12 protein-coding genes are annotated in these 13007 nt (G+C 66.8%); 6 read left to right on the forward strand and 6 right to left on the reverse strand.

What is annotated here, in order from left to right; genetic code table 11:
* Nucleotides 1–6 precede the first annotated feature (6 nt).
* Complete coding sequence (locus M3I54_RS01950) at nt 7–987, reverse strand: AraC family transcriptional regulator (protein ID WP_254332580.1); 981 nt, start codon at nt 985–987, stop codon at nt 7–9.
* Nucleotides 988–1176: 189 nt separating this feature from the next.
* On the opposite strand from M3I54_RS01950, the gene M3I54_RS01955 reads away from it, so the two are divergent.
* Nucleotides 1177–2229 carry an NAD(P)-dependent alcohol dehydrogenase gene (locus M3I54_RS01955; protein WP_254332582.1) on the forward strand — a complete coding sequence of 351 codons (1053 nt, stop codon included), beginning with the start codon at nt 1177–1179 and terminating at the stop codon, nt 2227–2229.
* Nucleotides 2230–2528: 299 nt separating this feature from the next.
* Nucleotides 2529–3491: a LysR family transcriptional regulator gene (locus M3I54_RS01960; RefSeq protein WP_254332584.1), complete on the forward strand. Its 963-nt coding sequence runs from the start codon at nt 2529–2531 to the stop codon at nt 3489–3491.
* A 151-nt stretch (nt 3492–3642) separates the two neighbouring features.
* Here M3I54_RS01960 and M3I54_RS01965 read toward each other — a convergent pair whose 3' ends face one another.
* Complete coding sequence (locus tag M3I54_RS01965) at nt 3643–4287, reverse strand: C39 family peptidase (RefSeq protein ID WP_254332587.1); 645 nt, start codon at nt 4285–4287, stop codon at nt 3643–3645.
* A gap of 323 nt (nt 4288–4610) precedes the next feature.
* Here M3I54_RS01965 and M3I54_RS01970 point away from each other — a divergent pair, with 323 nt between their 5' ends.
* Complete coding sequence (locus M3I54_RS01970) at nt 4611–5465, forward strand: helix-turn-helix domain-containing protein (protein WP_254332589.1); 855 nt, start codon at nt 4611–4613, stop codon at nt 5463–5465.
* A 37-nt stretch (nt 5466–5502) separates the two neighbouring features.
* On the opposite strand, the gene M3I54_RS01975 is transcribed toward M3I54_RS01970, so the two are convergent.
* Together M3I54_RS01975 and M3I54_RS01980 are read right to left on the reverse strand one after the other, a co-directional pair.
* A complete protein-coding gene (locus M3I54_RS01975; protein WP_254332695.1) occupies nt 5503–7353 on the reverse strand; it encodes an ATP-binding protein in 1851 nt (616 codons plus the stop codon).
* Nucleotides 7354–7405: 52 nt separating this feature from the next.
* The gene (locus M3I54_RS01980; RefSeq protein WP_254332591.1) at nt 7406–7936 is read right to left on the reverse strand and encodes a molybdopterin-dependent oxidoreductase; all 531 of its coding nucleotides are present in this window, start codon (nt 7934–7936) and stop codon (nt 7406–7408) included.
* A gap of 303 nt (nt 7937–8239) precedes the next feature.
* Here M3I54_RS01980 and M3I54_RS01985 point away from each other — a divergent pair, with 303 nt between their 5' ends.
* Nucleotides 8240–9187: a phosphoribosyltransferase gene (locus M3I54_RS01985; protein ID WP_254332593.1), complete on the forward strand. Its 948-nt coding sequence runs from the start codon at nt 8240–8242 to the stop codon at nt 9185–9187.
* Nucleotides 9188–9199: 12 nt separating this feature from the next.
* On the opposite strand, the gene M3I54_RS01990 is transcribed toward M3I54_RS01985, so the two are convergent.
* Nucleotides 9200–10876 carry an ATP-dependent helicase gene (locus tag M3I54_RS01990; protein WP_254332595.1) on the reverse strand — a complete coding sequence of 559 codons (1677 nt, stop codon included), beginning with the start codon at nt 10874–10876 and terminating at the stop codon, nt 9200–9202.
* 222 nt (nt 10877–11098) lie between these two features.
* Between M3I54_RS01990 and M3I54_RS01995 the strand changes: the two genes are divergently transcribed.
* Both M3I54_RS01995 and M3I54_RS02000 read left to right on the forward strand, forming a co-directional pair.
* On the forward strand, nt 11099–11725 hold the full coding sequence (locus M3I54_RS01995; protein ID WP_254332597.1) for a glutathione S-transferase family protein: 627 nt from the start codon (nt 11099–11101) through the stop codon (nt 11723–11725).
* 57 nt (nt 11726–11782) lie between these two features.
* Nucleotides 11783–12403, forward strand: coding sequence for a Fur family transcriptional regulator (locus M3I54_RS02000; RefSeq protein ID WP_254332599.1), 621 nt, complete (start codon nt 11783–11785; stop codon nt 12401–12403).
* A gap of 118 nt (nt 12404–12521) precedes the next feature.
* Here M3I54_RS02000 and M3I54_RS02005 read toward each other — a convergent pair whose 3' ends face one another.
* Entirely contained in the window at nt 12522–12932 is a 411-nt protein-coding gene (locus tag M3I54_RS02005) for a response regulator (RefSeq protein ID WP_254332601.1), read from the reverse strand.
* Nucleotides 12933–13007: the final 75 nt, after the last annotated feature.

A 13007-nucleotide genomic window follows, 5' to 3' on the forward strand; every position in this document is an offset into this window, starting at 1 on the left:
CAGGCTTCACACGGCCGTCACATAGCGCGGCGGCAACACCTCTACGCGCGGCGCGGCCGCGGCGGCTGCGGCGTCGCGCGCCCGGCGCATCTGGTCGGCCGGGCTCATGCCGAACAGGCGCTTGAATTCGCGACTGAACTGCGACGCGCTTTCATAGCCCACGCGCGTGGCGGCCGCGCTCACGGTCAGGCCGTCGTGCGTGATCAGGAGGCGCGCATGATGCAAGCGCGTGGTCTTCACATACTGCATGGGTGAAGTCGAGGTGACGGCCTTGAAGTGCGCATGAAAAACGGCAAGGCTCATGCCCGCTTCGGAGGCGAGTGTTTCGACGTCGAGGTCGCCGCGGTAGTCGGTGTGAATGCGCCGCAGCGCCTTCGCGATACGCCCGAAGTGGTGCTGATGCGTGAGCGCCGCGCGAATCGCGTCGCCCTGCTCGCCCATGAGCACGCGGTAGCAGATTTCGCGCACGATCGAAGGGCCGAGAATGCGCGCCTCGTACGGTTGCGCGAGCGCTTCGAGCAAGCGCAGCACGGCGTTCGAGAGCGTGGCGTCGAGCGGCGTGGCGTAGATGCCCGAGGGTTCGGACACGGCGCGGCGCGGGTCGTCGAGCGCCATGAGCAGTTCGGCGACGGTCGTGAGATCGACGCGGATCGAGATGGCGAGAATCGGCTTCTCGGGGCTCGCTTCGGTCTCGCACTCGAACGGCATCGGCACCGAGAGGACCAGATATTGCTGGGCGTCGTAGATGAACACCTGGTCCCCGAGAAAGCCGCGCTTGCGCCCCTGGCAGACGATGAAAATGCTCGGTTCGTACATGACCGGCTGGCGCGGATGGCTTTCGCTGCCGCGGTAAAGCCGCACGCCTTCGACCGGCGTGGCGTGCACGCCGTCGCGCTGCGTGAGTTGCATGAGCAGGTCGACCGTGCGCGCCTGCGTAGCGGCCGCCGGCGCGATGGCCGCCGCCGCGAGGGTTTTGACGTAGCCCATATCGGTTGTGCCCCAAAAGATGAAGTCAGGCAGAGAAACAGGCTTGCCAATCTATCACCGAACCTGCGGATGTGCTGCGCGCCAGGAGAATCAGGCAAGTCTTCGATAGCTTCAGGTATTCCCTGGGTGGGTCCCGATGCTTACGATGGGAACCCTGCCGCAACACCCATGCACCATAGGAGCCAACCCATGTACCCAACTTACGGATACGCCGCCCGCGACGCCGCCTCGCCGCTCGCCCCGTTCGAATTCCAGCGCCGCGACCTGCGCGAACTCGACGTCCGTATCGACGTGCTGTTCTGCGGCGTGTGCCACTCCGACCTGCACCAGGCGCGCGACGAATGGCGCAACACGATTTACCCGGTCGTGCCGGGCCACGAGATCGTCGGCCGCGTGGCCGAAGTCGGTAAGGGCGTCACGAAGTACAAGGTGGGCGAACTCGTTGGCGTGGGCTGTCTCGTCGACTCGTGCCGCACCTGCCCGAGCTGCGCCGAAGGCCTCGAACAGTATTGCGAGAACGGCTGGGTCGGCACCTATAACGGCGCCGACCGCGTGAGCGGCGACATCACCTACGGCGGCTACTCCACGCAGCTCGTGGTGGACGAAGCCTTCGTGCTGCGCGTGCCCGAGAACCTCGATGCCGCCGCGGCCGCGCCGCTCCTGTGCGCGGGCATCACCACGTATTCGCCGCTGCGCACGTGGGGCGCGGGCCCCGGCAAGAAGGTCGGCATCGTGGGTCTCGGCGGCCTCGGCCACATGGGCGTGAAGCTCGCGCATGCCATGGGCGCGCATGTGGTGCTGTTCACCACGTCGCCGTCGAAGATCGAAGACGGCAAGCGCCTTGGCGCGGACGAAGTGGTGATCTCGAAAGACCCGGAGCAGATGAAGGCGCATGCCAACAGCTTCGACCTGATCGTGAACACCGTGGCCGCGCAGCACGACCTCAACCCGTTCATCGAGCTGCTGCGCCGTGACGGCACGATGACGCTGGTGGGCGCGCCCGAGCACGATCACCCGTCGCCGCAAGTGTTCAACCTGATCATGAAGCGCCGCCGACTCGCGGGCTCGCTGATCGGCGGCATTGCAGAAACCCAGGACATGCTGGACTTCTGCGGCAAGCATGGCATTACGTCCGATATCGAAATGATCAAGATGCAGGACATCAACAACGCCTATGAGCGCATGCTCAAGAGCGATGTGAAGTACCGCTTCGTGATCGACCTCGATTCGCTGCGCAAGTAACGCGCACGCAGCGCAGGCAGCAAACGCCGCGCATTCAGACGTAACACCCTGCCCCGCCGGGCCATCCATTCGGGATGGCCCGCCAGCCCTTCCCCTTCGAGGCCTTCTTTTTTGGCCTCCCGTAGGCGAGCCGGCGTCACATGCGCCGCCATCCAGTCGTCATCGCTGTTTAACCGCTGAGCGTCGCTTTCCGCGAGACGCCGGCACCGCGAAGCGCATTCGTCGCTACGCGGCCCACCCTTTTTCTGCAGCAGCGCGGATTTCGTTCAAGCCTCAAGCCCATTGTCAGGAGCTCGCCCGTGATCGACCGCATCCAGGCGATGCGCACGTTCGTGCGCATCGTCGACACCCATAGTTTCACCAAAGCCGCGCAGTCACTCGATATGCCGCGCGCCAGCGCCACTACGCTGATGCAAAGCCTCGAGTCGCTGCTCGGCACGCAATTGCTCGTGCGCACCACGCGGCGCCTTTCGCTCACGCCCGAAGGCGCCGCGTACTACGAGCGCGCCTCGCAGATCCTCGCCGACATCGACGATGCCGAAGCGAGCGTGCGCCAGTCGCCCGGCGCGATCGGCGGCCGCTTGCGCGTGGAGATGCCGGGCCTCATCGCCAACGCGATCGTGCTGCCCGCGCTCGACGACTTCCACGCGCGCTATCCGCAGATCGAGCTCGTGATCGGCGTAAGTCTGCGCAACGTCGATCTCGTTGGCGAAGGCGTGGATTGCAGCATCCAGCTCGGCGAGCTGCCCGACTCGGGACTCGCGGCGCGGCGCCTTGGCGTGCTGGAGCACGTGACCTGCGCGAGCCCCGCGTACCTCGAGCGGCACGGCGCGCCGCACACGCTCGACGATCTCGCGCAGCATCCGGTCGTCAACTTCCTCTCGCCGCACACGGGCCGCCCGTTCGAGTTCGACTTTGAGGTGGATGGCAGTCCGACCAAGGTGAAGGTGGACGGGTTTGTGCATGTCTCCGACGAGTTCGCCTACCTCACGTGCGGCCTGCGGGGCTATGGCCTGATCCAGCCGCCGCTGCTTGCGGCGCAGCCGTACCTGGACAGCGGCGCGCTGCGCGAGGTGCTGCCGCAGTGGAAGCCGCTGCCCACGCCGGTGTCGGTGGCGTTCGTGAAGTCGCGCCAGGTGTCGCCGCGCGTGCGTGTGTTCGTCGACTGGCTCGCGGAGCTGTTCGAGGACGCGGGCGCGGTCAATCGCGATCTCTCGCGGGTGCGGCAGTTGTTGGGCGGCCTGCAGGCGGTGGCGGTCTGAGCGTTTGAGGTTTTTGTAGCGGCTTCCGGGTTTTGGCCTTTCCTTGTGTTCGCGGCGGTCTGCCTGGGTTGCCCCTGTGCGGGGCGGCACCTGCATACCGACGCGAACACAAGAAAACGCGCAAAGCGCCAAGAACACAGCGTTCCGCGCGCTAAAAGCGCGGCTTGGTGAGCGCCATCCCCCGCCGGGCATGAAACCGCGCAACCGCCTCATAAGGCAGCCAGGCATCGGCCTGATACGGCGCGATACCTGATGGATTGTGAAACCAGACGCCGCCATCGCCACGTCCGTGCAGGAGGATCAGGTGGCCGCCCTGGCCGGGATTCGTCCGCTCGGGGTAGCGGATCTCGGGGCTCACGGAGACGATGGCGAGCGTTTCGGCATCGATGCGCGCGGCGCTCGCCGCGATGCCCTCGTCGGTCATCACCTCCACGCGCACGCCGAACGCGGCTTCCACCCATCCGGCGAACGGGCGGTAGATCAACCCGTCCACGCCGCCATCTTCACGTACGCGATACACGCCGTGCCGCAACGCCTCTTCGAGCATCTGCGCACGCGGCGCATGCGCGACGCCCCAATAGTCGAGCGCCGATTCGAGACAGGTCAGGCCGCACAGGCGCTTGGCCCAGAAGCGATAGGCGTCGGCCTCGGTGAAGCCGCTCGCGCGCCAGTGCGGGTCCTCGCACGGGTCGGCGCCGCGCTCGACGATGGGCGCCACCCAGTCGGCACTGCCCCACTGGCTGTAATACGGCACGCCTTCATGCCGCCATGTCCCGCCGTTGCGCACGTCGTCCAAACGATACCCCTCGCTGTAGTAAGGTTGATCTTCCGCGCGCGAGCGCACGGCGTTCAAAATCGTGCATCTTCGCAGCCGCGCGTCGACCCCGCAATGCCGCGAATATCGCAAGCCCCGTGTAAACGGAGCCGAATATACGCTTACATTCTCGTTATTCGGCGCCTCATTACATTTAGCTAAAATAGCGCCGTCGTTTGGCATTTTATGCGTTTAGAATATCGTGCCCCCGTGTGCAGGCCGCGCGAGGTCCGGTCATACCGGCCTCACGGCGCCACGGCATGATCAATCAGAAACTGAATCCACGAATCCCTCCTTTGAGCAGTATGTCGAACGTTGCATACACAACCGACTCGGCCTCGGTCGCGGAGCGCGTACGCGAGCTGATGAGCCGTCACGGCATCGGCAAGCGTCAGCAAACGACCGAGCTGTGCCGGATTCTTGACCTGAGCTTTTCACAGGGGCACCGCAAGCTGCGCGGCAACAGCCCGTGGACGCTCGCGCAGATCAAGAAAGTGGCCGAAGCGTTCGGCGAGCCCGCGGGCCAGTTGTTCGGCGCGCAGTTGCTCGACCCCGGCATGGTCGGGGCGAGCGCTCAGGAGGCGACGCTCTGCGTAAGCGCCGCCGAGCTGCCATGCACCGCGTGGATCGGCGCACCGGTCGAGGCGGGCAGCCGCCCCGACTTCGTCGCATACGAAAAGCAGGGCCAATGGCGCGTGGTGCGCCCGGACGGCGCGCTCTACCAGAACGCGCGCGAAGTCCACAAGATCGAGATCTACCCGCGCCGCGCCGAGTCCGACAAACCGCTCATCGCCGTCGTGGACGACGACCGGTCCTCCGCCGACAACCTGCGCGACTACCTCGAGCACAGCGGCTACACGGCGCTCGCGCTCTATGGCCTCGCGGCATTCAACGAAGCGCTCGAAAACAACGTGTTCGACGGCGTGGTGATCGACTGGCTGTTCGGCAGCCAGACCGCCGCCGAGGCGATCCGCAGCGTGCGCGCCGCCGAGAACCCCGATGCGCCCATCTTCGTGCTCACCGGAGAACTGCTGACCGGCAAGGCCAGCGAGTCGGAGATCAGCCAGGTCGTGCGCCACTACAACGTGGCCTGCTACGAAAAGCCGGCGCGCATGGCGATTCTCGTCGCCGATCTTTCGAAGCGGCTCAACCGCGGCTAACGCCGCGTTTTGCCCGCTCAGCCCGCTCCCACGCCTTTCAGGCCGCCGCGCGCGGCGCGCTCAGCGCGCGCTGCAACGCTGCGCGCAGCACTTCGTAATGCACCGGCTTCGTGAGCCGGTCGAAGAACGGCGCGCCCTCGCCCCCCGGGGTTTTGCCCGCATTGTCCGGAAGCGCCGCCAGCCCCGCCACGTCGGCGCTCACCGCAATCACGCGCGGCTGCGCGAGCACGTCCTGCGCGGTTTCGAGCCCCGCCACGAAGTCGTAGCCGTCGCGGCCCGGCATGTGCAGGTCGAGCAGCACCACGTCGCACGCCTCGTTCGCGAGCAGCGCGAGCGCGCTATCGGCGTCGCCGGCCGCGAGCGCGCGGTAGCCCATATGCGCGACCATCTCGCATAGCGAATCGCGCACGAGCGGGTTGTCGTCGACGACGAGCACCTGCGGCAGCGCCCGCGCGGGCTGCGCCGCTTCGGCCACAGCTGCGGGCGCCAGCGGCTCGACCGGCGTGACGGGAATGCGCACGGTGAAGGTCGTGCCTTTGCCCACGCGGCTTTGCGTCTCGATCGTGCCGCCGAACAATTCGACGAGGCCCCGCACAATCGCGAGCCCCATCCCCGCGCCCTCGTAGCGCCGCGAGCGCGACGTGTCGAGCTGCGTGAACTCCTTGAAGATGAGCGGAATCTGGTCGGACGCCACGCCAGGCCCCGTGTCGCCGACGACGATCACGAGCGTGTCGCCGCCAGCGGGCCTCGGCACACCTTCCTCATCCTGCGATAGCCGCGCGACCCGCGCGGGCGCCTGCAGCCAGAATTCGAGCCGCACCTTGCCGCGTTCCGTGTAGCGGATCGCGTTCGTGACGAGGTTGCCGGCGATCTGGCGAATACGATGCGGGTCCGCCACCACGCGCCGCTGCGGTCCCACCCACGCATGCTCGAACACGAGCCCGCGTGCGTGCGCCGCCTGCTCGTTCTCGTCGACGATCGACTGCAGCAGTTCGCGCGGCTCGAACTCTTCCTGCCGCAATTCAAGCTTGCCCGCGCCGAGACGCGCGTAGTCGGTGAGGTCCTTCATCTGCGCTTCGAGCTGGCGCGCGGCGGTTTCGAGGCGCTGGATCACCTTGCGGTCGGCTTCCGAATGCGAATTGAAGCCGAGCAGTTCGATCGACGAGACGATCGCGTGCAGCGGCGTGCGCAGTTCGTGGCTGATCATGCCGAGGAAGGCGTCCTTCGCCATGCTCGCCTCGCGCGCGGCGCGGCTCGCCTGGTGCTCCGCTTCGAGCGCAGCGCGCTGCTGGTGCAACAGGCGCGTGCGCCGGTAGCCGTTCATCACGAGCAATACGCCGGCCGCCGCCGAAAGCACGAGCAGCACGAGCCCGGACGCGAACAGTTCGCGGCGCTTGGCGATGAAGTCGTGCCGGATCGCCTCGCGCTCGGTCACATCGGCGAAACGCCGGTTCAGCGCCAGGTCGGTCACCTGGGTCCAGTGCAGGTCGAGCGCCATGAGCATCGGCACCGCGCGTTCGGGGTTGTCCTCGAGCGTGGCGATTTCGGCTTCGAATGGCGAGATCGTCGCGGCCAGAATGGCGAGATCGGCGTCCTGGCGCCGCTTCAGGCCCGGCGTTGCGTCGAGCGAGAGCGTCGAGCCCTTCATCACGTTGAGCTTCGACTGCAGCACCTCGTAGCGCAGCCGCACCTTGTCGAGATCGCGGTCGATGCCGTCCGCGAACATCAGCAACTGGCTCTCGAAACGCGCGTAGGCGATCTGGAGCTGCGCGGCGTCCCAATACAGGCCGTCGTAATTGCCCGTGATGCGCTGGACGACCTGCGGATTGAGCAGGTTCGCATAGAGCAGATAGCCGACCGCCACCACAGGCGGCGCGAGCGCCGCCATCCAGATGATCGCCTGCAGCAGGCGTCGCAAGGGACGTTGTATCACCCGCTACTCACCGCTTGATCGTCATCGACTTGATCTGCCACGCGAACTTCGAGTCGCCGGCCGCGCCGTCGAGCTCGAGCGGATGCTCGTCGCGTGGATAGATCAGGAACAACGGGCCGAAATTGCTCACCTTCAGGCGCTGGCCGTTCATCTCATAGGCGAGCACCACGCCATAGCGTGCGGCGTCGGCCACGGGCACGACGCAGGTGTAGTCGTCGAGCGTGTGGATCTCGATCTGGCTGCCGTAGGCGCCCACGGCCTTGAGCACGTCCGAAAGCAGCGGGCCCGCAAAGGTCGAGCGCGGCGTCCAGGTCGTGGCCGTCGTGATCGAATGCGCGGGCAGCGCGAGCAACTGCGCCTCGCTGAAGTGATATGCCGTGTGGGCCGCGTTGTTGGTCACGCGCACCTCGCCATCGACGTCGAGCGAGAGCGAACCCGCAGAACCCGCCGCCTGCGCAGAGTGTGCAAAAAGCGGCGCCGCGCCCGCGAGCGCGAACCCCGCCACGGCGGCCCAGCGCCGCCAGCCTGGCCATCCCATCCAATGCCACATCTTGCCCGAGCCCTTTCGCGCGATGATTCGCGTCGTTGTCGTGTGTCTTTGTGCGGCGCTGCGCCGCTTTGTGCGGCAATGCGCCGCTTTTTGCGGCAATGCGCCGCTTTTTCCTGCTGCTTTTCCCTCGCTTTCCCGCTACTTCACCCGCCATGCCAGCAGGCGCTGGTGAGCATAGGCATAATATCGTCAAACATTGCACTGACAATAGCCGTCTTTTTCTCGTACACCGCTATCGGAAACGCGTGTTGCGCATTTGCCGATCCCGCGCTTCGTCACCCATTTCAACCCATGGATAAACCTGTCGTTCCGCTCACCTACGAACAGCTCGATCACTGGGTCGAGTCGCTGCAACCGGCGCTGATCGCGGAGGAATTCGACCTCGTGATCGGCATTTTGCGCGGCGGCGCGCCGCTCGCGCTGATGGTTTCGCACGCAACGGGTGCGGGTGTCGCGTTCCTGCGCTATGACCGCGTCACGCGCGAAGTGCGCTGGGACTCCACGTTGCCGCTGCCCGAACCGGGCTCGAAAGTGCTGATCTGCGAAGACATCGCGGGGCGCGGCCATACGCTCGTGGACTGCATCGCGTTTCTGAGCGAGCACGGGCTCGTCGTGCGCACGCTCACCGGCGCCTACGACGACCTCAGCCGTTTGCGCCCCGATTATTCGATCGACGCAAGCGGCTATTTCGCGCTCTTTCCGTGGGAGCGCCAGGCCTACACCGACCGCTATCGCGCCGACTGGATCCGCGACGGCGAAGGCGAAGGCACGCGCATGGCCGACGACCACGAGTACGCCGTCTACGCCATCGATCTCGACGGCGTCCTGCTCCCCGACATCCCGGTTGCGCGCTACGACGAAGACCTGGTCGCCGCGCTCGCCGAGCGCGATGAGCTGGTGCCGTTCGAGCGCCTGCCGGGCATCGACATGAAACGCACGCGCGCGATCATCACGGGGCGTCCGGAGATCGACCGCGAGCGCACGCTCGCCTGGCTCGAGCGCCACGGCTTCGCGCACCTCGAACTGATCATGCGTACGCCGGACGAGCACGACGACACGGCCGCGGCCGTGGCTGCGCACAAGGCCGCGGCGGCCATCCGCAGCGGCGTCACGCACTTCATCGAGAGCGATCCGGTGCAAGCCATCCTGATCGCCCAGAGCGCGCCGCTCCTGCGCGTGATCTGGTGGAACGCCCAGGCGCGCACGGGCACGCTGATCGGCGCCTCGGCCTGGAGCTGAGCGAGAAAGCGCTCAGACGCCGCCGCGCTGGCCCTCGATGAACCGCGCGGCGCGCGGCGACGCCACCACGATGAGCTTCATGGCCGCGCGCGTCGCCCCGACAAAGAGCTTGCGCGCGGCACGCTCGTCGAATGACTCGAAGTCCACCTCGGTCAGGATCACGCACGGCGCGGACTGTCCCTTGAAGCGGTAGATCGAATCGAGCAGCACGTCGCCCTCGCGGTACTGCGGATTGCCGAACAGGTCATATTGGCCCGTGAAACTGCGCAGCCGGTGCGGACCGAGCTGATCGAGCGCCGTGAACAGCGAATGCTCGCGGCCGCGATAGGAAAGCACGACGATGTCCTGCTTGCGAAAGCCGAGCGAAAGCGCCAGCGTAATCGCGCGTTTCGTCGACAGAACCACCCCGGGCTCTGCGCCGGGTTCGGCTTCATGCTCGTCCCAGCTCGCCACCGTCACATCGGAGCCGTCGAACGGACTCCCCGCCGCGAGCTGCGCGATGGCGGGCACGGTCGCTCCGGCCACGACGCGCAGGAACGCGAGGATGTCGCGCGGGCTGCGGTAGTTCGTGTTCTCGCGCAGCACGGTCCAGCCCGCCAGCGCGAGCGGCTCGCGCACATACAGGTTCTGCAGCGGATCTTCGAGCCACCACCATGCAGCGTCCGGCCGCAACAGACGCCCGAGCGCGCCGACCCACGGCTGCTGGAAATCCTGGCCTTCGTCGACGATCAGCACATCGAACTGCCAGCGTTCGGCAATCGGCATCTCGCCAAAGCGCCGCACGAGGTCGTCGAACGCGCCGGGGCTCTCGAAGTCGGGCACGTGGCCGCCATCACGCGCGACCCAGTCGCACAGCTGGTGATAGGTCGCCACCTTCGCCTCGGGCGGCGCGAGCTGCGCGATGTGATCCGCGAGCGGCCGGTTGAAACACACGTAGAGCGTGCGCGCGCCGCGCGCCACCGCGTCCTTCATGACCTGCACGGCCAGTTGCGTCTTGCCCGAGCCCGCCGTGCCGATCACGCGCAGCCGGAACGGGGCGAATTCGAGCCGCCGCGCCCACGTGGCGAGGCCGCCCGCGAGCCGCGTGACGAGCGTGCCCGCCGCGCCGAGCAGCGCGCTGGTGTCGGGCGTGAGCGAAAGTTCGTCGGCGAGAAAGTGATGGATCTTGGCGGCGCACGGCAGGCGCGGCTCGTCGGCGGGCATGGCTTCGAGCACGATGGCGGCGAGCTGCGTCTTGCGCGTGGCATCGACGATGCGCGCTGGGTTCACGCCCGCGATGGCCGGTTCGCGCACCACGTGGTCGGGGCAGTAGAACAGCTCTTCGAGCACGTAGGTGCCCGCGCCGAAAGACGCCGTAAAGCGCCGGTGCAGCCCTTCGACCGTGCGCGCCAGCGCGATCGCCACATTGCGCTCGGTTTGCATGTACGCCTTGACGAGCCCGCCCGGCGTTTCGCGCAAAAAGCCCGTTTTCTGCTCGACGATCATCACGCGCCCGGCCGGGCTGACGATCACGAAATCGGCCTCGCCGAAGACCGAAAAGCCTTCGGAGAGTCGCGTCCAGTGCACGCCGTGATAGACGGTGTAGCCGTTCGGCAAACCGCGTGCGAGCGCGGCGAGCGTTTCGCGCTCGCGCGCGGCGGCACCGGTGGCTTCGAGATGTTGCCAGTCGTCGGGAACAATGCGGGCCATGGGCGGGTCTCGGACGTGAGTTGGGGGTCGAGGCGGGACGGCCGCGCAGGAAAGCGAGGGAGCGGCGCCGCACGAATCGGGCGCGACAGCGGAACTCACAGCGCCGCGCAGCGCCTATTCTACGAAATGCCGGGCTGCGCAAAAAAACCGCGCGAGAATCGTGTATCGTGGCGGCCTGCGCCAGGCTTGACCCTTTTTCCCCTTGCAAGGAGTACGCGCCAGATGATTACGATCTGGGGACGCGCCAATTCGGTGAATGTCCAGAAAGTCCTGTGGTGTTGCGATGAACTCGTGCTGCCGTTCCAGCGCCTCGACGCGGGCGGCCCGTTCGGCCATCTCAACGAGCCTTCCTATCTCGCCATGAATCCGAACGGCAAGATCCCGACGATCGCCGACGGCACGTTCGTGCTGTGGGAGTCGAACGCGATCCTGCGGTATCTGGCGATGGAGTACGGCCCCTCGAGCCTGCTCTACCCGACCGACCCGAAGGTGCGCGCCGCGATCGAGCGCTGGCTCGACTGGTCGATCGGCACGCTCGCGCCCGCCGAGCGTCCGGTGTTCCTCGCGCTCGTGCGCACGCCGCCCGAAAAGCGCGACACGGCGAAGCTCGCGGCCGACTTCGATCAGCTGACCCCGCTTTGGCGGCTGCTCGACCACCATCTGCAAGGCCGCTTCTTCATGGAAAACGAGCGTTTCTCGCTCGCCGACATCGTGCTCGGCGCGTACGCGCGGCGCTGGTTCGGGCTCGAAGGCGTGGAGCGCGAGCCGCTGCCGAATATCGAGCGCTGGTATCAGCGCATCGCGCAGCGCCAGGGCTTCCGCAAGTACATCGATCTGCCGCTCACCTGAGCCGTCGCTCCACGGCGGCGCGGGCGGCCCGGCGGCGCGCCCCGTATAATCGCAAGCATGAAGACAGCAAAACCGTCCCCGGACGCCTCGGCCTTGCACGGCGAGGCGCACGACCACGCGCACGATCACGGCCACGCCCACTCGCACGACGGCGCCGAGGGCGCTTCGGTCGAGTCCGCGCTCGCGATGGCGGAGGCCTATTGCCGCGAGCGCGGCGAAAAGCTCACGCCGATCCGCCGCAAGGTGCTGGAGTTGCTGCTCGCCTCGGGACGCGCGACCAAGGCGTATTCCCTGCTCGACGAAATGCGCCAGATCCATCCGGGTTCGGCGCCGCCCACGGTCTACCGGGCGCTCGACTTCCTGCTGTCGGCGGGCCTCATCCACCGCATCGAGTCGATCAACGCGTTCGCCGTGTGCCACGACCTCACGCAGTGTCAGCACGGCATTCTCGTGGTGTGCCAGCAGTGCGGCAACGTCACCGAGTTGCACGAGCCCAAGCTGCGCCAGGCGTTAGTTGCGCAGATCGAGGCCGCGGGCTACCGGCTCGCCGGCGACGGCATCGAGCTCAAGGGCCTCTGCGCGCAATGCCAGCGAAGTCAAGCTAATCAGGCTAGTCAAACCGACAAGGCTGCCCAGCCGGGCGCCGCTGCCGCGCCCGAAGCCGCCGCGCAGTCCTAGCCCGTTAGCCAACCGTTTTTGCCCGCAGTCCAGCGCAGGCAACGGATCAGCCGCGCCGCATGTCGCGGCGCTTTAGCCCATCAGCACCCGCACGTTTCCCGTCTCGCAGCGCGCTACGTCACAGCGACTGGCGCGCGTCGATCGCGTCGCTCAGCAGCGTCACGAGTTCTTCCGGCCGGGCCGGCTTGGTCATGAAGTGCTGGAAGCCTTCGCCGATGCTGCGCAAACGCCAGCTTTCGCCGGTATGGCCCGTGAGCGCGACCGCGACGGTCGGTGTGTGATCGCCGCGAATTTCGTAGTCGCGCAGACGCTGGATCAGGTAGAAGCCGTCCATGGCCGGCAGGTCGAGATCGCAGACCACGGCGTCGGGGTGCAGGCTCAGGGCCGCTTCGACGCCCGTTTCGGCGTCTTCGACCGCCACGACATGCGCACCCTCCGCCTCGAGCAGCGAAGTCAGTGACGCCCGGCTGTGCGGGTCGTCTTCGACGAGGACGATGGTCGTCCGGTCGAGTTTGTGTACTGCGTTCATTGTGTTTGCTTACATGCCTTTCTGTCTGTCAGGCCGAGTGCCGCGAGGCTACGAGCCCGGTGTAACGTTGGGCGT

The sequence above is a fragment of the Paraburkholderia sp. CNPSo 3274 genome (assembly GCF_024206475.1).
In the GTDB taxonomy this organism is placed as follows: Bacteria; Pseudomonadota; Gammaproteobacteria; order Burkholderiales; family Burkholderiaceae; genus Paraburkholderia.